Genomic DNA, 26,011 nt, shown 5'->3' on the forward strand with positions numbered 1-26,011 from the left:
GTCGAATGGGCGACCCTACGGTGGCGGTTGTCGGCGCGCGGCGGAGCTCAGCGGCCTGCTGCGCGTCCGCGACGTGCACCCTCGCCGACGGCCGCGCGCCAGGGATCAGCCGCCGGTCGCATTGTCCGCCGCCGCGAGAAAGTCGTCGACCAGATCGGCGGTGTCCTCGATGCCGGTGGAGACGCGTACCAACCCGTCGCCGATGCCGGCGACGGCCAACTGCTCGGCGTCCACGATGCCCGCCCACATCGACCGGGGGTGCACCACCAGCGTGCTGACGCTGCCCAGGCTAGCCGCTCGTTTGGCCAACCGCAGTCCCTCCAGCAGCGCGGCGGCACCCGCGCGTCCCGCCGCCAGGTCGACGCTGAGGACTCCACCGAAGCCGGTCATCTGCCGGCCCGCCAGCGCGTGTTGCGGGTGCGACGGCAACCCTGGGTAACGGACCCGGGCCACCGCCGGATGGCCTTGCAGGGCGCGGGCCAGGGCCAGCGCGTTGGCGTTGTGCCTCTCCACCCGCAGCGGCAGCGTACGAATGCCGCGCAGCAGCAGCCAGGCGTCCACCGGACCGAGGGTGCTGCCGGTGACGATGGCCGTCTGCCACACCCGCTCGATCAGCTCGGCGGAGCCGACGACCACCCCCGCGGACACGTCCGAGTGGCCGCCGAGGTATTTGGTGCCGCTGTGCCACACCAGGTCCGCCCCTGCGATGATCGGACGCTGATTGATGGGCGTGGCGAAGGTGTTGTCGACCACCACCAGCGCACCAGCCGTGTGGCCGAGTTCCACCACCGCCGTCAGGTCGGTCAGCTCCAGCAGCGGATTGCTCGGTGTCTCCACCAGGACGAGGCGGGTCCGCGGCCGGATCGCCCGTTCGAACGCCGCAGTGTCGGTCTGGTCCACCTGGGTGTACGACACCCCGAACCGTGACAGCAGCCCGGTGGCGAGGGAGGTGGTGCCGCCGTACGTGCTGCGCTGCACCACGACGTGGTCGCCGGCGGAGAGCAGGGCCAGCGCGACAGTGCTGATCGCGCCCATGCCGGAGGCGGTGACCAGGCCCGTCTCCGCACCTTCCAACTCGGCGACGACGGTGGCCACCTGGGCGTGGTTCGGGTTGCCGTACCGCGTGTAGAAGGCACTGCCCTGCGGCTCGGTGGCGATCGCGGTGAACTGCTCGTCGGAATCGGCGCTGAACGTCACGCTCTGCACGATCGGCGGTGCCACAGCTCCACCGGTGACCAGCCCATCGTCGCCGTGCACGGCGACCGTGCCGAATCCGGTCACGAACGGGCCACCCGGTCTACCAGGTTGTCGTAGCTGTCCAGCGTCACGAACTCGGGCAGCGTGAGGTCGCTGCCATGGCGCTGCCGCAGCACGGTGACCAGTCGCAACGCGCGCAGCGAGTCCCCGCCGGCGGCCGACCAGCCGGTACCCGGATGATCCGGCGCTGCGCCGAGCACCTCCTGCCAGGCCGCCGCCACCCGGGCCGCCCACCGTGCCCGTGCGTCGTCGCCGGCCGTCTGCCCTGCGCCGGGCACAGCGGGCAGCGGCGCGTCCGGGTCGGCCGCCAGCAGCCGGCGGAAGCCGTCGGCGAAGGCGTCCACCTGGTCTCCGCCGATGGTGCGGTGGTCGTACTGAACGGTGAGAGCCAGCCGGCCAGTGTCCGGGTCCAGCTCGGCGTCGACCGCGAGGCTGAACGCCACGTCCACGGTGACACCCCGACTGTCCACGATGCGGGAGGCGCCACCGGTGGCTCCGTTGGCGAAGTGGGTCCAGTTGAAGAAGTGGTCGAAGCGGGGTCCCGCCCCGCCGAGACGGACGATCTCGGCGAGCGGAAAGCGGTGGTGCCCCATCATGGTCCGCTCGACTCGCCACACGTCGGCCGCCAGCTCGGCTGGCGAACGGGTGCCCAGATCCACGCTGACCGGCAGGGTGTTGAGGAACAGACCGAGGGTGGCGTCGCTGCCCTCGCCCTCCGGCCGGCCGCCGACCACCAGTCCACTGACCACGTCGTTGCGACCGGTGAGCTCGCCGAGCATCCGCAGGTGGATGGCGAGCAGCCAGGACTTGACGGGAACGCCGGCGGTCCGGGCCGCTTCGGTGACCAACTCGGTGGTGCCCTCCCGCAGCGGCACCTGTTGGGTGGTGGTGGTCCGTGGGCCTGCCCCGCCGAGCAGCAGCGGCGACACCGCGCCCGGGCCGTCCAGCCAGAACCGGCGGGTGGCCTCATCCTCCCGGGCGCTCCGCTCGGCGGCCACGTACTCCCGGAACGGCAGCCCGGTACGGGCCGGGCGGGCGGTGCCGGCCCGCTCCCGGTCGTACGCGGCGAGCAGGTCGGTGCGGAGCAGGTGCAGGCTCCAGCCGTCGAGGATGGCGTGGAATTCGGCGACCATCAGGGTGAACGTGTCGGCGTCCTCCCTAATGGCGTGCAGCCGCAGCAGTGGCGGGCGGGTCAGGTCGAAGGGTCGGACCCGTTCTGCCGCCACGATTTCGTCGATCCGGGCCCGGCGGGTCTGCGGGTCGGCGCCGATCAGATCCGTCACCGGCACCTCGACCGGCACGTCTTCGTGCACGAGCTGCAACGGTTCGGAGTACGCGCCCAGCGCGAACCCGGTTCGCAGCACCGGATGGGCGGCCACGAGGCCAGCCAGCGCGCGCCGTAGCGCGGGCGCGTCCAGCGGCGCGGCGATCAGGTGCGCGGTGACGTTGTGGTACATCGCCGGATCGCCGGTGAGCTCACAGTGGTAGACCATGCCCTGCTGAAGGGTAGTCATCGGGTAAGCGTCGGCGAGCCCGCCAGGCAGCAGCTCCCGATCGGCGTCCGCCACCATCGCGAAGCGTCCGGCCGGCTCCGCCGTCGTCGCGGCGGCCGGGCCGATGTCCGCCCCGGTGAGGGTGATCTCGCCGTGCGCGACCAGCTCGCGGATCGTCTGGTACGTGAAGATGTCGCTGAGCCGGAAGGACAATCCCCGCTTGTTGGCCGCGACCTGCATCTGGATGCTGCGGATGGAGTCGCCGCCGAGCGCGAAGAAGGTGTCGGTCACGCCGACGGCCGAAACCCCGAGGATCTCACGCCACGCCTCGACCAGGATCTCCTCGGCCCGGTTGGCCGGTGCCACCGCCGTGCCGCCGTCGGGCCGGTCGAAGCGGGGCGCGGGCAACGCCGCCCGGTCGAGTTTGCCGTTGCGGGTCAACGGCAGATCGTTGAGGAGCACCACCGCGGCCGGGACCAGGTGGGCCGGCAGCCGGTCGACCAGCCAGGCGGCGAGTCGCTCGTCGAGCGGTCCGGCCGTCGCTGCGGCCGGGACTACCACGGCCGGACGCGGATCGGCGGCGTACTCGGGACGCACGGCGTGCAGGGTGTGCCGGTCGGTGCCGACCAGCAGGTCGTCCTGCCGGGCCACCACGTCGAAGCCGCGGGCCCGCAAGAGCGCGGTCAGCTCGGCCAGTCGGCCTCCGGTGCCGGTGCCGGGCGCGTCGTGCACCTCCATGGCGACCTGTGCGACCAGCGACCAGTGTCGATCCTCCAGCCCGGCGAGCACGTCCGCCTCGGCGCGCTGTACGTCGATCTTGAGCAGGTCGATCCGTTCCGGGGCAAGCTCGTCGAGAACGTCCGACAGTGGTCGCACCGGCACGGTGAGCCCCCGACCGGCGAAGCGTTCGGCGAGCAGCTCGTCAACCCGGTCGAGCAGTACGTCGCGGGCGTCCGCGCCAGCGTCCCGCTCGTTGGCGAGGAACCGTTTGATCACCGCCACCTCGGCATCCGGGTCGGCGTAGGCGGCGTGGCCGGACATCATCGAGTAGCCCGGGTAGTAGGTGAAGGACACCTCCCCGGCTGTCCGGGACAGCCCGATCGCGTGCACGGTGGCGGGCACGCCGAACTCGGCGACGTTGCGCCGCAGCAGGTCGGCCACCGACGGCACCGGCTCGAACGCGTGGATCGTGGCGTCCGGGCAGACCGCGTGCACGAACAGCGAGAACATGCCGATGTTCGCGCCCACGTCGAGGACCGTGGCCCCGGGTCGCAGCTCGATCCCGTCGCGCAGGTAGACCTGCTGGACGAAGATCTCGTCGTACAGGTAGCGGGTCTCGTGCGGGTTGACCCCGGCGATCCGGTCAACGTCAACGGCGGCCGGTCGGTCACCCGGCCGGACGTAGGCGACGAGCCGGTCGCCGTGTCCGTCGTCGTCGCGGGCGACCACGGCGGCGTCGGCCACCTCGGGGTGCGCGCGCAGGACTCCGGCCACCTCACCGGGCTCCACCCGGAACCCGTGGATCTTCACCTGGTCGTCCAGCCGGCCCAGGTAGCGCAGTCGCCGGTCGGCGTCGAAGCGGACCCGGTCGCCGGTGCGGTACACCCGCTCGCGGCGGCCGGACGGCAGCATCACCGACACGAATCGCCGCGCGGTGGCCTCCGGATCGCCCCGGTACCCGTCGGCGAGCTGTGGCCCGCTGACGCAGAGTTCCCCGGCCACGCCGGGCGGCACCGGCCGCAGGTGCTCGTCGAGCACCCATACCGCGACGCCGGGCAGCGGCCGGCCGATGGTCGGGGCGTCCCCGGCGCGCACCGGCGCGGCGCTGGTATCCACTGTGCACTCCGTCGGGCCGTACAGGTTGACCGCCCGGACGTCGGGCAGCGCGGCGAGGGTCTCCCACAGGTCGGGCGCGATCGCCTCCCCACCGAGCAGCAGGAGGCCGGGCAGTCTGGTGTCGCCCGCCCCGGCGAGCAGGACGCGCAGCTGGGAGGGGGTCAGGTCGAGCACGTCGACGTCGTGGTCGGCCAGCGTGGCGGCCAGCGCCGCACCGTCCCGGCGAGCCTGTTCGGGCACCAGGTAGAGGCTGCGGCCGTGGCCGAGCTGCACGAGCTGCTTCACCGAGGCGTCGAAGGTCAGCGGGGCGTTCACCGCCACCCGCAGGCCGGGGCGGCTGTCCCCGTACACGGCCCGTTCCAGGGCATCGGCCAGGTGCGCGGCGGCACCGTGCGACACCTGCACCGGACGGGGTGCGCCGGTGGAGCCCGACGTGAAGATCACGTACGCCGGGTCCGTCGGGATCGGCACCGTGGCTGGTGGGCCGTCGCCGGCCGCGACGAGGTCGTCGATCGTCACGGTCGCCGCGGCGCCGTCGCCCACGACGTCCTGCGCGCCGACCGCGAACGCCTGGGCGACGAGCCGCTGGAGCGGGGCGTCCGGGTCCAGCGGAACGAAGATCGCCCCGGCTCGCAGCACGCCGAGGAACGCGACGACGGTGTCCCGCGACCGAGCGGCCAGCACCCCGACCGGGGTGCCGGACTGGCCGCGCGCGGCCAGCGCCCCGGCCACCCGCCCCGCCCGCTCCCGCAGCTCACCGACCGTATAAGCGCCATCCGCGGCAACGACCGCCACGGCCTCCTGGTCCATGCCGGCGAGGCCCGCGTCGATCAGGTCCACGAGGGTACGCGCCGACGCCTGCGACGGCGTCCCTGCCGCCTCGGCCAACCAACGCGCCTCGGCATCGCCGAGCACGGCCGGCGCGGCGGCGGTGCTGAGCGCGGCTGGCAGGGTCCGCAGGGTCGCCAGCAGCGCATCGAGCAGCCACTGACCGCCGATCACGCTCAGGGTGATCCGGTCGCCGTCGGTCACCGCCGTCAGGCTTGGACCAGCCGTCGGTGGGACGCCGACCTCCACGGCGACGCCATCCAGCCCTGCCACCGCGGTCGGTGCGACGGCGGGTGGCGCCGCGAAGCCGGCAACCGCCCCGGAGCGCTCGTCGACCGGGTCGACTAGATGGAACGCGTCGTCGGCGGTGGTCTCGGCAGCTCGGACGAGGGCCAGCAGCTCGGCGGGTGCGACGGGCAACGGCAGGGCCAACCGGAGCGGACCGTAGCCGCCCAGTGGGCCCACCACCTCGGCCGTGCCGGCGGCGTGGCGCCCGTCGCTCCACCGGGCCAGCACCAGGTCTACCTCGTCGACACCCGCCGGCCCCTCGGCGCGACGGGACACCGCGAGCGCCCACGCGGCCAGCAGCACGGTTTCCGGCTCGACGCTGGCGGCCCGCGCCACGTCGGCCAGTTCCGTGCCGGAGATGCTCGCGGAAACCACTGCCGTCGGGTCGTCGCCGTGTGGGGTGACCAGCCGCACCGCCGGCGCGGTCGGCAGGGCAGCGGCCGGGGACCGCTCGCGCTCTTCGAGCTGCCACTCGGCCACGTCGAGGAACTGCAGCGCCTCCGGATCCGGAGGCAGCGCCTCGCCGGCGTACACCCGGGCAAGGTCGGCGAGGACCAGGCGCAGGCTGGCCGGGTCCGCGATCAGCGGTGTGGCGGCCAGCTCCAGGGCTTCGTCGGTGAGTGTCACCGACAGCTCGCCCTGCGCGCCGAGGGTGACGCTGCGGCTGTCGTCGACGTCCTGCATCGGCACCCGCAGACCCGGGTGGTGCACCAGGGTCAGGCGCAGGGCCTCGTGCCGGGCCACCACCGCGTCCACAGCGGTCTGCAGCCGGGCGCGGTCCAGCGCGCGGTCGAGCCGCACCCGCGCCCGGACCAGATCCTGCTTCCCGGACCAGGCGAGCCGCTGGATGGGGGACAGACGGTAGCCGTTCACAGGATGCTCCGGTTGATGTAGAGGTCGGACATAGCGACCAAGATCTGCCGGTCGCCGCTGAAGGGCTCGCGACCGTGAGTCGCCAGGAAGTTGTCCACCACCAGCACGTCGCCGCGCTGCCAGGGAACCGACACCGCGTGTTCCCGATACAGGTCGCGCAGCCCGGTGACAACCTCGTCGGGGATCGGCTGGCCGTCGCCGAGATACGCGTTGCGGGGCAGCCCGTCCGGGCCGTACTCGCGCAGCAGCGCGCCGGACACCTCCACTGGCATGTTCGACATGTGGAACAGGTGGGCGTGGTTGAACCACACCGTCTCCCCGGTGCGCGGATGCGTGGCGACCGCCTGCCGGCGGGCCCTGGTGCGCAGGCCGTCGGAGCCAAGCCAGGTGAACTCGGTCGCCGAGGCGGCGCAGTACGCCTCCACCTCGGCCCGGTTGCTGGTCTGGAACGCCTCCTGCCAGGGCAGGTCAAGGTGCGGGCCGTAGTTACGCACGTAGCAGACCCCGGAGCGGAGGAAGAGTTCCCGCACGTCGGCGGGGATCAACGGGGTGATGACCCGCTCACTGGTCAACGGGGTGGCCCCGCCACTGCCGGTGGCCGGCTGCGCGCACCAGAAGTAGAGGTAGCTGGGCCAGTTGTGTGAGTAGGACATCTCGTGGTGCAGGGGAATCCACTGCTCGGCGTTGAACTCGGTGGAGGTGAACACCCGGTCGGCGACCTCGTGCCGGGGCGCGGCCCGTTCCAGGTACCCGAGCAGGTCCGGGCTGATTGCCCGGGCGGCCTGGCTGAAGTCGTCGGGTGTACGCACCTCGAAGCCCCGGAAGAACACCGCCCCGTAGCGGTCCAGATCCGCCAACAGCTCCGCACGCCTGCCGGCGAGCCAGCCGGCCAGGTCGAGGTCGGGTACGGCGGCCTCGACGAGCAGCACGAACCGCTCGTCCACGAGCACCCGCCGGGACACCGGCGAGCTGACCGCCGCGCTGCCGCGCCGACGCGGCGCTGGCCCGCTCATGCCTGGTCCCCGGTCGGCACCGGGCATGAGCGGGCCGCCTCGGTCAGCTCGGGCGAGGCAACCGGGTCGGACATCGCGGTGAGGATCCGTCGGGGCGGGGTGAACGGATCCCGGGCATGCGCGGCCAGCATGTTCTCCACCAGCAGCACGTCGCCGCGCTGCCAGTCGAAGCAGCGGGTCTCGGCGGCATACGCGGCCCGCAGCTCGGCCAGCACCTCGTCGCCGATGGGCGTGCCGTCGCCGTACGCGGTCTGGTAGGGCAGGTTCTCGTCGTCGAGGGCGGCCCGCAGGCCGACGCTGACGTCGTCGGGCAGGGAGGTGACGTGGAAGAACAGCGCGTGGTTGAACCAGGTCCGCTCGCCGGTGACGGGGTGGCGGCGCACCGCCGGGCGGACCTGCCGGGTGCGCAGCTGCCGGTCACTGACCCACTCCACGTCGATCAGCGCGCCGGCGCAGTACGCCTCGACGTCCTCGCGCCGATCGGTCTGGAACGCGGTCTGCCAGGTCAGGCTGATGCCGGGCAGGTAGTTGCGCCGGTAGAGCACCCCGCGCCGCTCGAACTCGGCGACGGTCTCCGGGCGCAGCCGGGCGAGCACCCGGCGGCTGTCCGCGAGCGGGGTACGCCCACCCGCGCCCGGCGCCACCTCGCAGTGGAACACGATCCGCAATGGCCAGTTCACCGTGTACGACTGCTCGTTGTGCAGCACGATCGGCTGGTCGGCGGGGTGCTCGGTGGAGGTGTACACGCCCTCGGTGACCTGGCTGCGCGGTGAGGACCGTTCGCCGTAGGTGAGGACCTCGTCGGAGAGCGCGGCCATCACGGTGCGGAAATCGTCGGCGCCAGCCACGGCGAAGCCGCGGAACAGCACCGCACCGTGCCGGCGGGCCAACTCGTCGACCTCGTCGCGGTGCCCGGCCAGCCAACCGGCCAGATCCACGTCGGGCATGGTGGCCCGGACCAGCGCCGGCAGCGGGCCGCCGGGCCAGTCCGGGCGGACGTCCACCAGGTTCCGTTCACGGCCGCGACGGGGAATGCTCCGCGCGACCCGGGTCTGCTCAGTCATGTCTCGCTCCCAGGATGTCGACGCAGTCGGCCAGACTGCGCCGGGGGTCGGCGGCGGCGGTACGCAGCAGCGCCGTGAACCGGCGATGCCACGCGACCACCCCGTCGTGGTCGAACAGATCGGTGCGGTACGTCCACAGCGCCGCCAGCCCGTCCCGCCGCTCATCGAGCCACAGGGTCAGGTCGAGCCGCGCGGTGTCCGGGGTCAGCTCCACGCCGGTGAACTCGACGCCGGCCGCACCTCGGTGCCGGGCTGGTGGGGCGTTCTGCACGCCGAAGGCGACCTGCACCAGCGGGGTGCGATGCGGCCGGCGGGTGGGCCGCAGCCGTTCCACCAGTAGGTCGAAGGGCACGTCCTGGTGGGCCGCGGCGAACAGGGTGACCCGGCGGGCCTCGGCCAGCAGGTCGGCGAAGCAGCGCTCGGGCGCGGGACGCAGCCGCAGCGGCACGGTGTTGACGTGGCAGCCGACGCTCTGTTCGGCGGCGACGCTGGTCCGGCCGGCGAAGGCCACACCGATCAGCAGGTCGTGCCGGCCGGTGGCCACGCCAAGCAGGGTCGCGAAGGCAGCCAGCCCGACCATGTGCAGGCTGACCCGCTCGGCCCGGGCCAGCTCGCGAACCGTGTCGGCGGTGGCGCCGTCCACGGTGGCCCGCAACGCGGCACCCGACCGCACGACTGGTGGTGGTAGTGCCGGTCCGGGCTCCGTCGAAGTTCGGTCGAACCGGCCCGGTGCGACGGCGGGCAGGTCGAGCAGGTCGGGTGCGCCGCGCAGTTCGTCGAGTTGGTCGTCGAGCGCCCGCCGCCCTGCCGGCCCGGCCAGCCAGTCGCGCTGGGCCAGGGCGAACAACGCCGGGCCGGCCACCGGCGCTTCCGGCGCCGCCGCTGCGCCGTGCCCCTCGACGTCGTACGCCCGGGCCAACTCCCGCACGATCAGGCCGAACGACCAGTCGTCGCAGATGATGTGGTGTACGACCAGCAGCATCGCCACGGCGCGGCCGTTCTCGTCCGGCACCAGGTGGGCGCGGAGCAGCGGTCCGGTGGTCAGGTCCATGGGGGCCCGGGTGGCCTCGACGGTGAGCCGGGTGAGCCGCTCGTCGAGTGGTGTGCCCGGTTCGGGCGGCGTGACGACCGGCTGCGGCCCGGCGCTGCGGTGGACGCGCTGCACCGGTCCGTCCGGCCCGGACGGGAACACCGTGTGCAGGGCTGGGTGCCGGTCGACCACCCGACTCAGCGCCCGGGCCAGCCGGTCGGGGTCCAGCGGCGCGTCGAACCGCACCGCGAAGGCCAGCAGGTAGGACGTGTCCGCCGGGTCGAGGTGGTGCAGGAACCACAGCCGGGACTGCGCGGCCGACAGCGGGGCGGGGCCGGACGGCGCCCGGCCGACCGGTTCTCCGACCGGCGTCGGGTCGGCGGGCAGCCCGTCGAGGTGGGTCGCCATCGCGGCGACGGTCGGGTGCGCGAAGAGGTCGGCCGGTCGGACCGGTCGCCCGGTCGCGGCGGCCAGCCGTGTGGCGCAGCGGACCGCGAGCAGGGAGTCTCCACCGAGGGTGAGGAAGTCACTGTCGGTGGCGGTGACCGGCACACCGAGCATCTCGCTCCACACCGCCGCCACCACGCCGACAGTCCCGTCGAGCGGCCGGGCGTCGTGCGAGGCGTCGTCGCCCAGGGTGGGGGCGGGCAGCGCCGACCGGTCCACCTTGCCGTTGGGCAGGGTCGGCAGCCGATCCAGCCAGACCACGGTCGCGGGGACCAGCGGCGCGGGCAGCACCTCGGCCAGCCTGGCCCGGACGTCGTCGCGCCGCTCGCCGACCAGGTAGCCGACCAGCAGTGAGTCTCCGCTCGGGCCTTGTCGGAGGGCGGCGGTAGCCTCGCGTACGCCGGGCAGGGCCGCGAGGCGGGCGGAGACCTCACCCAGCTCGATCCGGTAGCCCCGCAGCTTCACCTGGTCGTCGAGCCGACCCAGGTATGCCAGTTGCCCGTCCGGGCGCAGTCGGACCCGGTCGCCGGTGCGGTACATCCGCTCGCCGGGGCGGAACGGGTCGGGCAGGAACCGGGTCTGGCTCTCCGTGGGCCGGTCGAGATATCCCCGGGCCAACCCCGCCCCGGCCAGGTGCAGTTCGCCCGGATCGCCCGGCGGGACCGGCCGCCCGTCGGGGTCGAGAACGTAGGCCCGGGTCTGCGGCAGGGGCCGGCCGATCGGCGGGTCTCCACTGTCCGGCGGCACCTCCGCCCAGGTGGAGTAGGTGGTGTCCTCGGACGGGCCGTAGAGGTTGCAGAGCCGGCGTACGTGCGGACGCGCCCACACCCGGGCGGCCAGCGCGGCGGTGAGCGGCTCGCCGGCGAGGCAGACGGTCCGCACGCTCTCCGGCAGCGCGCCGGCGGTGAGGAGTTCCCCGAACGCGGAGGGCACGGTGTTGACCAGGGTGACGGGCAGCCGATCAGCGCCGGGGGCGGCGAGGGTCAGCACGTCGTCGACGAGCAGCACCCGGCCGCCCCAGCAGAGCGGGCCGAAGATCTCGAAGACGGACAGGTCGAAGCAGACCGAGGTGGCGGCGAGTAGGCCGCCCAGTTCGGCGTCGTCGAAGGTCTGCCGGGTCCAGTGCATGAGCAATGACGCCGAGCGGTGTTCGATGGCCACGCCCTTGGGCCGCCCGGTGGAGCCGGACGTGTAGATGACGTACGCCAGGTTGGCTGGTGTCGTCGGGACCGCCGGTTCGGTGCCGTCGCCGGGGAGGTCCAGTCGGTCGATCGGGACGGCCAGGTCGGGGAATCGACCGGCGAGGTCGGCGCGGGTCAGCACCAGCCGCGCCCCGGAGTCGACCGTCATGAAGGCCACCCGGGCCGGCGGGTAGGCCGGGTCGAGCGGGACGTAACAGGCGCCGGCCTTGAGCACGGCGAGCAGGGCGACCACCAGCTCGGGCGTTCGCGGCAGGCACACGCCGACGCGTTCCTCCCGGGTCACGCCCCGCGCGATCAACATCCGGGCCAGCCGGTTCGCCGCCTCGTCGAGGTCGCGGTAGGACCAGGTGCGGTCGGCGTGCCGTACCGCCTCCGCGTCCGGCGTCCGGGCCGCCTGCGCGGCCACCATCCGGTGCAGACAGTCGACCTCGGCCGGGCCGCCGGTGGCGCGTCGGGTGCCGGTTCGGCGGGTCGGGCCGGCAGGTCGGGCGGGGGCGCTCATCTCCGACCACCGTGGCCGCCCACCCGGACCGGCGGGGTCGGGTCCGCCCCGGTACGGCGGTGCACCGCGAGCCGGCGGTCGGCCTCGGCCTGCAGGCGGTCCTTGTCGGCGACGACGATGGTGCCGGGATCGTTGTCGGGTAGCTCCTTTTCGACGTCACGGATCGGTCGGTAGGCGATGCCGACGGCGGCCAGGGCGAGCGAGCAGAGCCCGGCGACGATCGCCGCGAGGGCCATGCCGCGGCCCGGCCCGGTGCCGACGACAGCGGCGAGTAGGCCGTCGGGCGACACCAGCGGGGCGAAGACGTGCTCGGCGAGCGGCCCGGCGGAGAGGAAACCGGCCGGCACCATCAGCCAGGACAGCATCTGCCCCATCGACAGCACCCGGCCCTGTAGCTCCAGCCCGACCTTGGCCTGCACGATGGCCAGCCAGTGCGTGTTCACCAGGGCCGTGGCCAGGCCCATGCCGAACAGGCCGAGGGCCGGGAACAGCGGGCTCGGGTGCAGGCCGACGGTGAGCAGCGACGCGCCGAGGAGCACGACGCTGGCCAGGATGCCGGTGGTCCGCCGAGCCGTGCCGCCCCACACCCCCATGAGGACCGAGCCGACGAGCATCCCGACGCCGCTGGCGGCCAGCACCCGGCCGAGCGCCGCCGGGTCGCCGAACGACAGGGTCAGCGGGGTGACCAGGACCTCGACCATGGCGAAGAAGTAGTTCAGCGACGCGGTCAGCACGACCAGGGCCACCAGGCCGTGCCGGCGGACGATGAACCGCCAACCGCCCAGGACCGCCCGCCGGAACGACTCTTCGCGCCGTAGGAACAGGGTGTCGGGGAAGCGGACCGACAGGGTCACGGTCACCGCGACGGCGAAGGTGAGCAGGTCGATGACGACGATTCCGCGCAGCCCGACCGCGATTACCAGCGCGCCGCCGAGCAGCGGCGCCAGCACGGTGCTCGTCGCCGTGCCGAGCGAGACGATTCCGTTGGCGCGCCCGTAGTACCGCTTGGGCACCAGTTGTGTGACGGCCGCCAGGTAGGCGGGTAGCTGGAAGGCGGTCGCCACCGCGGTGACGGTGATGGCGGTGAACACATGCCAGAGCTGAAGCTGGCCGAGCCACAGCAGCAGGGCGAGGCTCACTGTGCCGGTGGCGGCCAGGCAGTCTGCGACGATCATGATCAGGCGTCGGTCCCACCGGTCCGCCAGCGCACCCGCGACGGGGGACAGCACCACGGCGGGCAGCAGCGCCAGGACGGTGGCCGTGGCGAACAACGAGACCGACCCAGTCTGCTGGTACACCCACAGACCCATGCCGAAACCGGTCAGTCCGCTGCCGATGAGCGAGACGAGCTGACCCAAGGCGATCAGGTAGAACACGGTCAGGCTGGGCATCGCACGGCGTGCGGCGGGTGGGGTGCGACCGGGTGCCGACTCTGCCGCCGCCGGTTCGGCGGTGTCGGCCGGCGGGGGTGCGTCGTCGACCGGCGCAGTGACCGACGGTTCGCAGGCCGCCTGGATGATGCGTGCCACATCGGCGGGTTGGTGTTTGGCGAAGTAGTGCCCGGCGCCCTCGATGACCTCCAGCGACACCCGGTCGGAGAAGAACTCCCACTCCAGGTACCGCTCCTGGTACAACTCGGTGGCGCGGTCGCCGCTGCCGACGATGCTGACGATTGGGGCGGACAGCTTCTGGGGCAGACCCTCGGCGTAGACGACGGTGTAGTAGTCCTCGGCCTTCGCGGCGTCGGCCAGCACCACCCGCATCACGAAGTCCTTCTCGTGCTCGTCGAAGACCTCGGTGAAGAAGCCCATCGCGCGCAGCGCCTCCAGATTCCGCCGCTTCGACCACCAGCGCTCCATCGGGAACCACTGGCGCAACCAGCCGAACAGCCGGCCGGGCAGTCGCGGGGCGGGGAAGTGGGCACCGACGACCACGCCGGTCAGTTCGACGCCGGCCGCCTCCAGCCGGCGACCCAGCTCCACCGCCTCGGCGCCGCCCACGCAGTGCCCGTAGACCGCCACCGGACCGGTGATCTGGTCGACGACCTCGGTAACGCAGCGGTCCACCACCTCGTCCATGCCGAGTAGGGGTTCGTCCGGGCGGTTCAGGTCGTGCCCGGGCCGTTCCAGCGCGTACAGCCGTACGCCCGCCGGGAGGGTGTCGGCGAGGGGCTGGAAGGTGATCGCGCTACCACCGCCGAACGGTACGCAGAGCAGCGTCAGCCGCGTCGGCGTCGCCGGTCCCGCCGGGGTCAGCTCGTGCAGCAGTCGTCCGGCCGCACCTCCGGTCGCGTCCAGGTGTTCGGTCAACGCCCGGATCGTCGGGTGGCGGAACAGGTCGAGGACACTGATCGCCGGGTCGTTGCCGGCCAACGCCTTGATGGCCTTGAAGGAGTCGCCGCCGAGGTCGAAGAAGTCGTCGTCGATGCCGACGGTGTCGTACCCGAGCACCGTCGCCCACCGCTGCGCGAGAGCCTTGCGCAGCGGTGTGTCGGGCGGTGCCGCGCCGACTCCGGCGCCGCCGCGCACCGGTGCCGGCAGGGCGGCCCGGTCGACCTTGCGGTTGGCGCTCAGTGGCATCCGGTCGAGCACCACGAACGCGGACGGGATCATGTAGTCGGGCAGGTAGGTGCGGGCGAACGCCCGCCAGGGTGTCGGGTCGGCGTCGAAGTCGGGTACGGGGTCCGATGCCGCCGGGCCGTTCGGTTCGTCCACGTCGGCGGCCGCCCTGGTGGCGAGCGTCAGGTAGGCCACGACACTCTTCTCGCCGTCGTCCTCGCGGACCACCACGGCGCTGTCGCGGACCGCCGGGTGGCGGCGCAGCACCGCCTCGATCTCACCCAGCTCGATGCGGAATCCGCGCACCTTCACCTGCGAGTCGCTGCGGCCGACGAACTCGATGCGGCCGTCGGCCAGCCACCGGCCCAGGTCGCCGGTGCGGTACAGCCGGCCGTCAGCGAACGGGTCCGGGACGAACCGCTGCGCGGTGAGGTCGGAGTCGCCGAGGTAGTCGCGGGCCAGTCCGGCGCCGCCGAGGTACAGCTCACCCAGTACGCCCACGGGGGCGGGGGAGAGCTGCGGATCGAGCACGTAGGCGCGCATGTTGCCGATCGGGCGACCGATGGTCAGGCGCGTGACGTCGGGATCGAGCCGCTCCATCGTGGACCAGACGGCGGCCTCGGTCGGGCCGTAGAGGTTCCACAACGCGCCGACCCGGTCGGCGAGCTGCCGGGCCAGCGACGCGGACACCGCCTCGCCGCCACACACGGCCGTCAGGCCGGGCAGTCCGGCCCAGCCCGATTCGATCAGCAGCCGCCAGGTCGCCGGCGTGCCCTGAGCCAGGGTGACCCCCTCCGCGGCGAGCAGCGCCGACAGTCGCGGCGCGTCGTAGCCGACGTCGCGGCCCACCAACAGCATCCGCGCTCCGACCACGAGGGGCAGGAACAGCTCCGGTACGGACATGTCGAAGGCGAAGCTGGCCATCGCGAGCATTGTGCCGTCGCTGGTGAGACCCGGCCGTTCGCGCATGGCGGCCAGGGTGTTGACGACGGCTCCGTGTGTCACCCGGACCCCCTTGGGGTGGCCCGTCGACCCGGACGTGTAGATGACGTACGCCAGATGCTCCGGCCCGGCCAGCGGCTCGGGCTCCGTCTCCGGCCCGTCTTTCGGCGTCGCGTCGGTGAGCAGGACCTCGCCGGCGTAGCCGGCGAAGCGATCGGCGAGGCCCGGCTCGGTGATCAGGACGCCGGCACCGCTGTGCGTCAGTACGTACCGCTGCCGCTCGATCGGATAGTCGGGGTCCACCGGGACGTACGCGCCGCCCGCCTTGAGCACGCCGAGCAGCGTGCCCGGCAGTCGCTCGGAGCGGTTGAGGCAGACGGCGACCGTGCCGTCGGGGCCGACGCCGGCCCGGCGCAGCCGGTGCGCGAGCCGGTTGGCCTGGGCGTTGAGCTGGGCGTAGCTGAGCGTGGTCGCCCCGAACGTCACGGCGGGCCGGTCGGGGTTCGTGGCGACCTGGTGTGCGATCAGCTCGACCAGGGTCGGCGTTCCCCCGTCGTGACCGGGCGTGGCCCAGCCGAGCGGGGCTGCCGTGTCGTTCCACTCGCTGACCCGGGTCAGCTCGGCGGGCGTGAGGACGGCCAGGTCCGCCAGCCGGACGCTCGGGTCGCTGACAGCGGCGGCGAGCAGCGTCTCCAGGTGGTCCATCATCCGCTCGGCGGTGGCCGCGTCGAACAGGTCGGTGTTGTACTCCAACCGGAACCGCAGCCCCTCGGCCACCTCGTACGCGTACAGGGCGAGGTCCTGCTGGGCGATGCCCGGCTCGACGGCGAACTGGACAATCCGCAACCCGGCCGTCTCCAGCTCCCGCTGCTCGGGAAGGTTCAGCAGGTTGAACATCACCTGGAACAACGGGTTCCGGCTGAGGTCGCGGGGCGCGTCCACGAGGTCCACCAGCCGCTCGAACGGCACCTCCTGGTGGTCGTACGCGCCTAGCGCGGTGCGCCGAACCTGCCGGAGCAGTTCCTCGAAGGTCCACTCGCCGTCGATCGAGGTCCGCATCGGCAGCATGTTGACGAAGAAGCCGACAACCGGTTCAAGTTCGGCGCGGACCCGCCCGGCTACCGGCGTGCCGACGCAGATGTCCCGCTGGCCGGTGTAGCGCCACAGCAGCGCCTTCAGGGCGGACAGCACCGTCATGGCCAGGGTGGCACCCCGGGCCTGGCTGAACCGGCGTAGTTCGGCTGCGGTCCTCGGCGGCAGGACCCGGGCGTGGACCGCACCGTGGAAGGTCTGCACCGGAGGTCGGGGGCGGTCGGTGGGCACCTCCAGGACGCTCGCCACCCCGTCGAGCTGCTCGCGCCAGTACCGGATGTCGTCGCTGTCGGCGTCCGCCAGCCGGCTGCGCTGCCAGCGCGCGTAGTCGCCGTACTGGACGGCCAGGTCGGGCAGCGGGGCGGGGCGACCGTCCAGGGCGGCGCCGTAGAGGGTGGCCACCTCACCGGCGATGATGCCGAGGGACCAGCCGTCGGAGACGTTGTGGTGCATGGTCAGCGACAGCACATGCCGGTCGTCGGCGATGCGCAGCAGCAGGGCCCGGAACAGCGGCCCGCGGGCCAGGTCGAACGGGCGGCCGACGTCGGCGGCCAGGGCGACGTGTGCCCACGGCGGCACCGCGTCGGCGACCGTCGGCTCCACGATGCTGCGGCCGACCGGGGACGTGTCGTCCGCGCCGGTCGGCGCGGACACGATCGGCAGGTCGACCGGGCCGGGCGGCAGCACATGCTGCACGGGGTCGCCGTCTCCTCCGAGCGGGAAGACGGTACGTAGGGACTCGTGCCGCCGGGTCAGCTCCGCGAGTGCCCGGCGTAACGCGTCGACGTCGAGTGCGCCGTCCAGCAGCAGGGCCGTACCGACGGTGTAGGCGTTCTGCTCGTACGCCTGGTCGAGGAACCACAGCCGGTGCTGCCCGGAGGAGAGCGGCGCCGGTCCGGCGTCGGCGTCGGCGCGGGGGATGGCCGGCGCGGTCGGCGCGGCGGTGGGCTGAGGCGCGGCGGCGGTGGCGGGTGCGGTGCCGGTGGCCGGCAGCGTGTCCGCGATCCCAGCGACGGTCGGTGTCGCGAAGACCGCCTCCAGTGGTAGCGCGACGCCGAGCCGGGCCCGCAGCCGCACGACGAACTGGGTGGCCAGCAGTGAGTGACCGCCCAGCTCGAAGAAGTTGTCGAGCGCCCCGATCGGCCGGATTCCGAGCAGCTCGCTCCAGATTTCTGCCACGCATTCCTGGCCGGGTGTGCTCGGGGTGAGGTAGGCCGTGCTGACGGCCGGCCGGTTGCCGGCGGCGACGTGGCCGGGTGCGTCCGGGGCGGTCGAGGACGCGGCCGGCGGGACGGGTGCGGGCTCCGCCGTGTCGGCCCGTGGCGCGAGGTCGACCCAGTGGCGGTGCCGCTCGAAGGGGTAGCCGGGCAGGGCCAGGCGGTGGCGGGGGCCACCGTGGAACGTTTGCCAGTCGACCGGCCCGCCGGACAGCCACAGCCGGCCCACGGCGTCGAGCATCGTGGTGAGGTCGTCGGCGTCGCTGCGCGGATGCCGCATCGCCCCCACCACCTGACCGGGTCGCACTCCGGCCAACCGGGCGAGGCCACCGAGAGCGTGCCCGGGGCCCAGCTCCGCGAGGACGACGTCCTGCTCGGCGAGGAGCGCGGCCGAATCGGCGAACCGGACCGGCTCCCGCATGTGTCGCACCCAGTAGGCGGGGTCGGTGACCTGCCCCGGGGCGACCGGGCCGCCGGTGAGGTTGGTCAGGTACGGGCGTTGCGGCTCGTGGTAGGTCACCCGGCGTGCGTGGTCGGCGAACTCGTCGAGCACCGGATCGAGCAGGGCGGAGTGGTAGCCCCGGGTGACCCGCAGCGGCCGGCACTCGACCCCGTCGGCGGTCAGCCGCCGGCGTAGCTCATCGATCGTCTCCGGAGTGCCGGACAGCACGCACAGTTCGGGTGCGTTGACGGCGGCCAGCGACAGACCGTCCACCAGCAACTCGGCGACGGCGGTCTCGGGCAGGCTCACCGCGAGCATCGCCCCGACCGGGGTCCGTTCGACCAACTCACCGCGGGCGCTCACCAACCGCAGCGCGTCGGCCAGGGAGAAGACGCCGGCGAGGCACCCCGCGACGTACTCGCCGAGACTGTGTCCCACCATCAGGTCCGGGGACACCCCGCGGGCGAGCAGCGACCGGGCGAGGGCGTACTCGGTGACGAACAGCGCGGCCTGGATCAGCCGGGGCCGCGTGAGCAGCCGCTCCGCCTCCTGGTGGTCGTCGGGCGTCGGGCACAGCAGCGTACGCAGGTCGAGGCCCAGGTCGTCGCGAAGCAGTTCGGAGCACTCGTCCACCACCGCCCGGTAGGTTGGCTCCGCGCGGTACAGGCCGGCGCCCATCGACGCGTGCTGGGCACCGTGCCCCGGGAAGGCGAACACCAGCGCCCGCCGGCCGCCCGGGTGAGCACCGGTGAACTGCCGCTGCGGCGCGTCGAGGGCGGCCAGCGCGTCGGCGTGGTCCGCCGCGACGAGGAACCGCCGGTGGGTCATCGGCTGACGCCGGCCCAGGTTGGCCGCCACGTCGGAGAGGTCGACCTCGGGGTGCGCGCCGAGCCAGTCGCGGAGCCGGTGCGTCTGCCGCTCCAACGAATCGGCGGTGCGCGCCGACACGACCAGCAGGTGCCCCCCGGCGTCCGGCGTGCCCGGTGGCGCGGCGGGCGTGCTCGGCGGCTCCTCCAGCACGACGTGGGCGTTCGTGCCACCCATGCCGAACGAGCTGACCCCCGCCCGCCGTGGACCGTCACCGGGCCACGGCCGGGCGGCGTCGTTCAGGTAGAACGGGCTGCTTTCGAAGTCGATCGCCGGGTTCGGGCGGCTCACGTTGATGGTCGGCGGCAGCGTACGGCTGTACAACGCCATGATCGTCTTGAGGAGGCCGGCCACCCCGGCCGCGGCGTCGGCGTGCCCGATGTTGGCCTTGGCGGAGCCGAGGGCGCAGAAGCCCTGCTCGTCGGTGCCCCGTCGGAACGCCTCGGTCAGGGCGGTCACCTCGATGGGGTCGCCGAGGCTGGTGCCCGTGCCGTGCGCCTCCACATAGCTCACCGAGCGGGGGTCCACGCCGGCCGACGCCAGGGCGCTGCTGATCACCGCGACCTGACCGTCGACGCCCGGCGCGGTGTAGCCGGTGCGGCGGGCGCCGTCGTTGTTTATCGCGGAACCGCGGATCACGGCGTAAACGGTGTCGTTGTCCGCGACCGCGTCCTCCAGCCGCTTGAGCGCGACGATGCCGACTCCGCTGGAGGCGATACTGCCGCGCGCGTCGGCGCTGAACGGGCGGCAGTGTCCGTCGGGGGAGTACACCCCGCCGTCGTGGTAGAGGTAGCCGCGCCGCTGCGCCGGGAAGAGGCTGACTCCGCCGGCCAGCACCAGGTCGGACTCGCCGGTCAGCAGGCTCTGCCGGCCGAGGTGCACGGCGACCAGTGAGGTCGAGCAGGCCGTGGCCACGGTGACGGCGGGGCCGGTCAGGTCGAGTTTGTAGGCGACCCGGCTGAGGAGGAAGTCCTTGTCGTTGGCGATGGACAGCTGGTGCTCGCCGATGGTGTGCATCAGCTCCGGATGGCTGGCCAGGTTGTCGAGCAGGTACGTGCTGCGACCCGATCCGGCGAACAGGCCGATCCGACCGGCGTGACCGGCCGGGTCGTAGCCGGCGTGCTCCAGCGCGTGCCAGGCGCATTCCAGCAGCATCCGGTGCTGCGGGTCGAGGGTCTGCGCCTCCCGAGGCGTGAAGCCGAAGAAGGCCGCGTCGAACTCGTCGATCCCGGGCAGCCAGGTGCCGGCCCGGACGTACGCGGGATCGTCGAGCCGGCTCGGGTCCGCCCCGTCGGCCAGCATCTCCTCGACGGTGAACTCCCGTACCGATTCCACGCCGGTGCGGATGTTGTGCCAGTACTCGTCGATGCTCTGCGCTCCGGGGAAGCGGCAGGCCATGCCGACGACGGCGACCAGACCGCTGGGCTGCGAGGTGACAGCGGCCACTGGCCGGGCGACGCGGGTCAGCGCGGCGGGGGCGGCTGGCGCGCTCGTGCCGGCGGTGGCGGTGGTCAGGAACGTCGCCAGGGACTCGACAGTGGGGTTCCGGAACAGATCGGTGACGGTGACGACGTCACCGAGCCGTTCGCGTAGTCGTTTCAGAACGGCCAGCAGGCGCATCGAGTGGCCGCCGAGGTCGAAGAAGTTGTCCCGCGTCCCGACCTGCGCGACGCCGAGCACGTCCCGCCACACGTCCCCGACCAGCCGCTCGAGGCCGATCCGGGCGGCGTCCCACGGCGCTGGTGCACCGGAGGCGGCTGTCGGCTGTCCGGTCGCCGGTCGCACGGGTTCAACGGCGGTGCGCTGCCGTGGCAGGTCCGGCCCGGCGGCGGGCAGTGCCGCGGCGTCCACCTTGCCGTTGCGGGTCAGCGGCAGCGCGTCGAGGAAGACGAAGGTGGCCGGCACCAGGTAGGACGGCAGTTCGACGGCGAGCGCCGTCCGCAGCTCCGCGGCGTCGGTCCCCGCCCGGCCGTTCCCGCCGGCTCCGCCGGTCACGTACGCGACGAGTTGCGGGTCGTCGGGGTCGTCCCGGCGCAGCTGCACCGTCACGTCGCTGTCCGGCCGGCACCGTCGGATGGCTGCCTCGATCTCGCCACACTCGACCCGGTAACCGCGTAGCTTGACCTGGTGGTCGGTGCGGCCCAGGTATTCGAGGTTCCCGTCGGGGCGCAGGCGCACCAGGTCGCCGGTGTGGTAAAGCCGCGCGCCGGGGAGGGACGAGAACGGGTGCGGGATAAACCGTTCCGCCGTCATCGTGGGCTGGCGCAGGTAGCCGCGCGCCACGCCGGCGCCGCCGACGTACAGCTCGCCGATCACGCCCACCGGGACCACGTTTCGCCAGGTGTCCAGCACGTACAGCTCGGTGTTCGCGATCGGCCGGCCGATGGGGACGGACCCGTCGCCCGGTGTGGCCGGGTCGACCTCGTACGCCGCGCAACCGACCACGGTCTCCGTTGGCCCGTACTCGTTGATTAGCGCGGTGTCGGGGGCGTGCGTCCGCCACGGCGCGACCTGGTCGGCGCGCAGATTCTCGCCGCCGATGACGAAACATCGGGTGCGGTCGGCCATCTCGGCGGGGCCGAGTTGATGGTTGACGAGGTCGAGCTGGGCCGGGGTGATCTTGACCAGGCCGAACGCCGGCCGCTGGCGGCGCAGCGCCTCGCCGAGCGCCTCCGGGCCGAGATGTTCGCCGAGCATCAGCACGGTGGCCCCGCTGACGAGCGGGACCAGCAGGCTCGTAACGGTCAGGTCGAACCCGACCGAAGAGTGCAACGGGACGGTGTCCCCGGACCGCAGCCGGTATGCCTGGGCGGCCCAGCGCACGTAGTTGCTGACACCCCGATGGGTAACCATGACCCCCTTGGGGCGACCGGTGGACCCGGAGGTGTGGATGACGTACGCGAGGTCGTCCGCCGAGGGCATCGGCCGTCGTCGCGGTCGTCGCCGAGGACCGGCGTGCGCTGCGCCGTCGGCGTCCCGGGCGGGTTGGGCCTGCGGGAGTGGCGTGGTGTGGTCGGGCACCAGCATCGCCCGGCCGTCGGGCACCAGATGCGCCAGCTCCGCGCAGGTGAGGACGACCGGGGTGGCCGCGTCGTCGATCAGATACCGCAGCCGGGCGGGCGGGTTCGCCACGTCCATGGGTACGTAGGCAGCACCGGCCCGCAGCGCGGCGAGCACCGCCACCGCGAATGGGACAGAACGCGGCAGCAGCACACCGACCAGGCTGCCGATGCCCACACCGCGCCCGCGCAGCGTCTCCGCCAGCGCCTCGGCTGCCGCGTGCAGCTCGTGGTAGCTCAGCGCGATGTCCCCGTCGGTCACCGCTGTGCCGTCGGGGTTCCGGTGCGCCTGCCGTTCGATCAGCACATGGACCAGATCGTCGGGTTCGGTGGGGGTGGCGGTCGCGTTCGCCTCCAGGACGAGTTGTCGGTACTCGTCGGGAGTGAGCATCGCGGCCGAGCCGACCGGTGCGCCCGGGTCGGCCAGCAGCGAGCGCAGCAGCGTCTGGAAGTGTCCGGCGAGGCGCGTCATGGTGTCGGCGTCGAACAGGTCGGTGCAGTACTCCAGCACGGTCCGCACACCGTCGGCGTTCTCCCGTACCGAGACGGTCAGGTCGAACTTGGCGGTGGTGGCGGGCAGGTCGATCGGGGTGACCTCAAGGCCGTCGAGGTTGGGCGGTGTGGCCTCGCGGCCGTACACGAACATCACCTGGAACAACGGGGCGTAGCCGGGTCGACGGGCCGGACGCAGCGACTCCAGCAGTGTCCCGAAGGGAAGCTCACCGTTGTCCAGGGCCTCGACGGCGGCGGTGCGCACCCGGGCGAGCAGCGTCTCGAACGAGGGGTCGTCGTCCAGTCGGGCCCGGACGGCCACGGTGTTGAGCAGCAGCCCGACGAGCCGCTGCGCCTGGACCCTTCGCCGGTTCGCCACCGGCGTGCCGATGACGATGTCGTGTTGCCCCGTCCAGCGGGCCAACAGGACGTGCAACGCGGCGAGCATGACCATGTACGGGGAGGCGCCGACGTGTCGGCACAGCGCCAGCATCCCGTCGGTGGGAAGGTCCAGCGGGAGCGACAGGGTGGCCCCCGCGCCGGACGGCACCTCGGGCCGAGGGCTCCGGGTGGGCAGTTCCAGGGTGGCTGGCGCGCCGGCGAGCTGCCGGTGCCAATGGTCGCGTTGCGCCGCTGCCTCAGCCCCGTGTAGCCAGTCGTGTTGCCACGCGGCGTGGTCGCGCGGGTCGACGGCGACCGGGTCGAGGTCCGCCGGCCGTCCGGTGCGGTGTGCGGCGTAGAGGCGTTCCCACTCGTCGTGCAGGATGCCGAGCGACCATTCGTCGACGGCGACGTGGTGGAACGTCAGCAGGAGTACGTGTTCCTGCGGCGCGCGGCGCAGCAGGCTGGCGCGTAGCACCGGCCCGCGTTCCAGATCGAGCGGGATGCGCGTCTCCGCGTGCATCCGGGCCTGCGTCTCCTGGTCGCGTTGCCACCCGGGCAGCCCGCTCAGGTCGTGCACCCGCAACAGCCCGGGGTGCGGCTGGTGGATTACCTGGACGAGGCTCGGCACCGCGTCGTCGACCTCCGCTGGCACCCCGGCCGGGTCGTCGACCGCCAGGGTGGTGCGCAGCGCGGCGTGGCGGGCCACCAGCGCATCGAGCGCCGCGACCAATGCGGCCACGTCCAGCGGCCCGACGAGGCGGTACGCCAGCGGCACCAGGTAGCTGGCCGGATCGGGGTCGAGGCGGCTCAACGACCACATCTGGCGTTGCTCGTGGGTGGCCACGACCGGGTCTCCGGCAGGGTCGCGCCGGCGTGGCATGACCGGCGTCACCTGCCGGGGCCTCATGACGTCGGTCATCGCGTCCAACTCCCCCTTGATGGCAACAGCATTCGGCAGGCCACCTCTGACGCGGCGGCCCTCAGCAGTGGTTCGTGACGTCGCACTGCGAACCCGCCGTGACGGCTGGTCGACGTGGTCGGTCGCGCGGAAATGCGGCTACGGCTGCGGCGCGGGCCTGCTGTGACACGACTGACTGAGCTGCCCCTCGGCGGCGCGGGAAGTTAACCCAGGCCGGCGTCGGCGAGCAGTCGTTCATGCGACAGCTGTCGATGCTCCGATGCGAGTTCCTGTCACAGGATTGCACTCGTGATTCTTGATGGGATCCGCCAGATCGTGCCGGCCGTCGATGCGTTCGGCGATGGTCGATGCGCGTTCGTCTATTGCCAACGGGTCGCTCGGGTCGAATCCGCGCAGGGGATCGGCGGGATCCCGGGCTCCGCGGGCCGGCTTTCTGGCACCACCTCGACTGCGAGACCGCAGCAGTGGAGGTGCCGACTCGTGCGCACGAAGCGCGCCGTCGTGCTCGCCGCCCTGACAGTCGTGGCGCTGCCGAGCCTCGACGTGGGGCTCTCGGTGCGCGTCTTCGGCAGCGTGGCCTTTGAGACGTTGGGGATCCTGCACGAGTGCAGGATCGTCGACCCGAAGGCGATGCGGCCGGCTGTCGGGCGCATTGAGCACGGCTTCCACTCGGCCGACAACGCGGTGGCGTTCGCCTCCGCGTGCAACGTGGTGATCGCGACCCCGCAGGTGCTTGGGGCATGCACTCCAGAGGCTCGCGACGCGCTGCTTGCCCAGTTCAGTCACCTGATGGTCGATGAGGCACACCATGCTCCGGCACTGAGCTGGGCGGGAATCATCCAGGCATTCGGGGATCGTCCCGTCCTGCTGTTCACGGCGACACCGTTCCGCGAGGATGGCAAGAAGCTGCCGGGACGCATCATCTTCCGGTTCCCCCTGCGGGAGGCGCAACGGGACAGGTATTTCACGCAGATCGACTACCGGGCGGTGCTCAGTCTCGGCGGCGCCGACCACCTCGTCGCTGACCTCGCGGTCGACCGCCTCCGCCGCGATCTCGCCGAAGGGTACGACCACCTCCTTATGGCACGGGGCGCGAGTGTTCGCCGCGCCGAGGAGCTGGTCTCGATCTACGAGGCGAAGGCGCCCGAGCTTGGCCCGCAAGTGCTGCACGACCGACTGCCTGAGAAGCGCCGCAGGCACGTTATGGCGGCACTCGACGACCGCACATGCCGGATCGTCGTCTGCGTGGACGTGCTCGGCGAGGGCTTCGACCTGCCGGCGCTGAAGATGCCGCGCTGCACGACGTCAAGAAGAGCCTCAGTCCGAGGATCCAGTTCATCGGTCGGTTCTCGCGGACAACGGCCAAATCTCGGATCGGCACCGCGGTGGCGTTCGTTGCCCGGGACCCGTCCGTCGCGCTTTCGCCGTTGCGGGATCTGCTGCGGGAGGACGCCGACTGTAACCTGCAGCTGCGGGACATCACCGAGCGCGCGACGGAAACGGTCGAAGGGATCAGCGCATTCGAGGCGTCCTTCTGGTCTGCCCGTCCACTGCGGGGACGGCAGCATCGGCTCGATGATCTCCCACTCGGCGTCGGTCAGGTCAGAGGTTAGTTGACAGGCGACGTCACAGGCTGCGCTGCCTACAATCAAGATCACAAGGGTGATGCCGTGCGTGCAGCATGAGTGAACGGTCCGAGCAGGGGTGCGGCTCAAAATCGGGCACCCGTCGCCGCCTCACCTCTGCGGTCTTCGTGGGCGGCGCCGCGATAGTCTGCAACGGATGAAGCCGTCGGCTCGAAGGTGAGGCTTGCCCGATGGGTACCAGCTATGAACCGATGAGTCTGGCCAGGTTGGCCACCCATCTGGCATCCGCGGACACCGACCAGACTCGCTGGAAGCTCGTATGGGAGTTTCTGGAGGAGTACCGCTGGGAACGCGCCGAAACCAGGGTCGACCTGTTACGAGATGAGCCCGGGCTAATCGGAGACCCGCGGTGGGACGCGCTGCTTGCCGCGCTCGCGGAGCACCTGCTGGCTCAGGCGGATCTTGCCCCGCCCGTATGGGGCGACGCACGTGTGCTGCGCCGGGCATGGTTCCCGGCCGAACTGGCCATCCACCGGGCCGACGCCCTGGCATGGGCCCCGGCTGCATTCCGGAAGCACGGTGTGTACCTGTCCGTTCACGACCTGGCTGCGGCGTGAGCG

At 72.5% G+C, this 26,011-nt stretch carries 8 protein-coding genes; 2 read left to right on the forward strand and 6 right to left on the reverse strand.

Going from position 1 to position 26,011, the window contains the following annotated elements; all coding sequences use genetic code 11:
• Nucleotides 1-105 precede the first annotated feature (105 nt).
• Genes KBX71_RS06810 through KBX71_RS06835 form a run of 6 tightly spaced genes read right to left on the reverse strand, consistent with a single transcriptional unit; the run spans nt 106 to nt 23,805 of the window.
• On the reverse strand, nt 106-1,281 hold the full coding sequence (locus KBX71_RS06810) for a PLP-dependent aspartate aminotransferase family protein (RefSeq protein ID WP_210817153.1): 1,176 nt from the start codon (nt 1,279-1,281) through the stop codon (nt 106-108).
• Complete coding sequence (locus KBX71_RS06815; protein WP_210817154.1) at nt 1,278-6,575, reverse strand: non-ribosomal peptide synthetase; 5,298 nt, start codon at nt 6,573-6,575, stop codon at nt 1,278-1,280. Before KBX71_RS06815 ends, KBX71_RS06810 begins: the two co-directional genes overlap by 4 nt.
• Nucleotides 6,572-7,588 (reverse strand): TauD/TfdA family dioxygenase, encoded by a 1,017-nt coding sequence (locus KBX71_RS06820; protein WP_210817155.1) that lies wholly within the window; start codon nt 7,586-7,588, stop codon nt 6,572-6,574. Before KBX71_RS06820 ends, KBX71_RS06815 begins: the two co-directional genes overlap by 4 nt.
• The gene (locus KBX71_RS06825; RefSeq protein WP_210817156.1) at nt 7,585-8,652 is read right to left on the reverse strand and encodes a TauD/TfdA family dioxygenase; all 1,068 of its coding nucleotides are present in this window, start codon (nt 8,650-8,652) and stop codon (nt 7,585-7,587) included. Before KBX71_RS06825 ends, KBX71_RS06820 begins: the two co-directional genes overlap by 4 nt.
• Nucleotides 8,645-11,833: a non-ribosomal peptide synthetase gene (locus tag KBX71_RS06830; RefSeq protein ID WP_210817157.1), complete on the reverse strand. Its 3,189-nt coding sequence runs from the start codon at nt 11,831-11,833 to the stop codon at nt 8,645-8,647. The genes KBX71_RS06825 and KBX71_RS06830 overlap by 8 nt, the downstream gene beginning before the upstream one ends.
• A complete protein-coding gene (locus KBX71_RS06835; protein WP_210817158.1) occupies nt 11,830-23,805 on the reverse strand; it encodes a non-ribosomal peptide synthetase/type I polyketide synthase in 11,976 nt (3,991 codons plus the stop codon). Before KBX71_RS06835 ends, KBX71_RS06830 begins: the two co-directional genes overlap by 4 nt.
• Nucleotides 23,806-24,093: 288 nt before the next feature.
• On the opposite strand from KBX71_RS06835, the gene KBX71_RS06840 reads away from it, so the two are divergent.
• Nucleotides 24,094-25,422: a DEAD/DEAH box helicase gene (locus tag KBX71_RS06840; RefSeq protein WP_210817159.1), complete on the forward strand. Its 1,329-nt coding sequence runs from the start codon at nt 24,094-24,096 to the stop codon at nt 25,420-25,422.
• A gap of 199 nt (nt 25,423-25,621) precedes the next feature.
• A complete protein-coding gene (locus KBX71_RS06845; protein WP_210817160.1) occupies nt 25,622-26,008 on the forward strand; it encodes a hypothetical protein in 387 nt (128 codons plus the stop codon).
• Nucleotides 26,009-26,011: the final 3 nt, after the last annotated feature.

The sequence above is a fragment of the Micromonospora sp. D93 genome, assembly GCF_018070365.1.
Classification (GTDB): Bacteria; Actinomycetota; Actinomycetes; order Mycobacteriales; family Micromonosporaceae; genus Micromonospora; species Micromonospora ureilytica.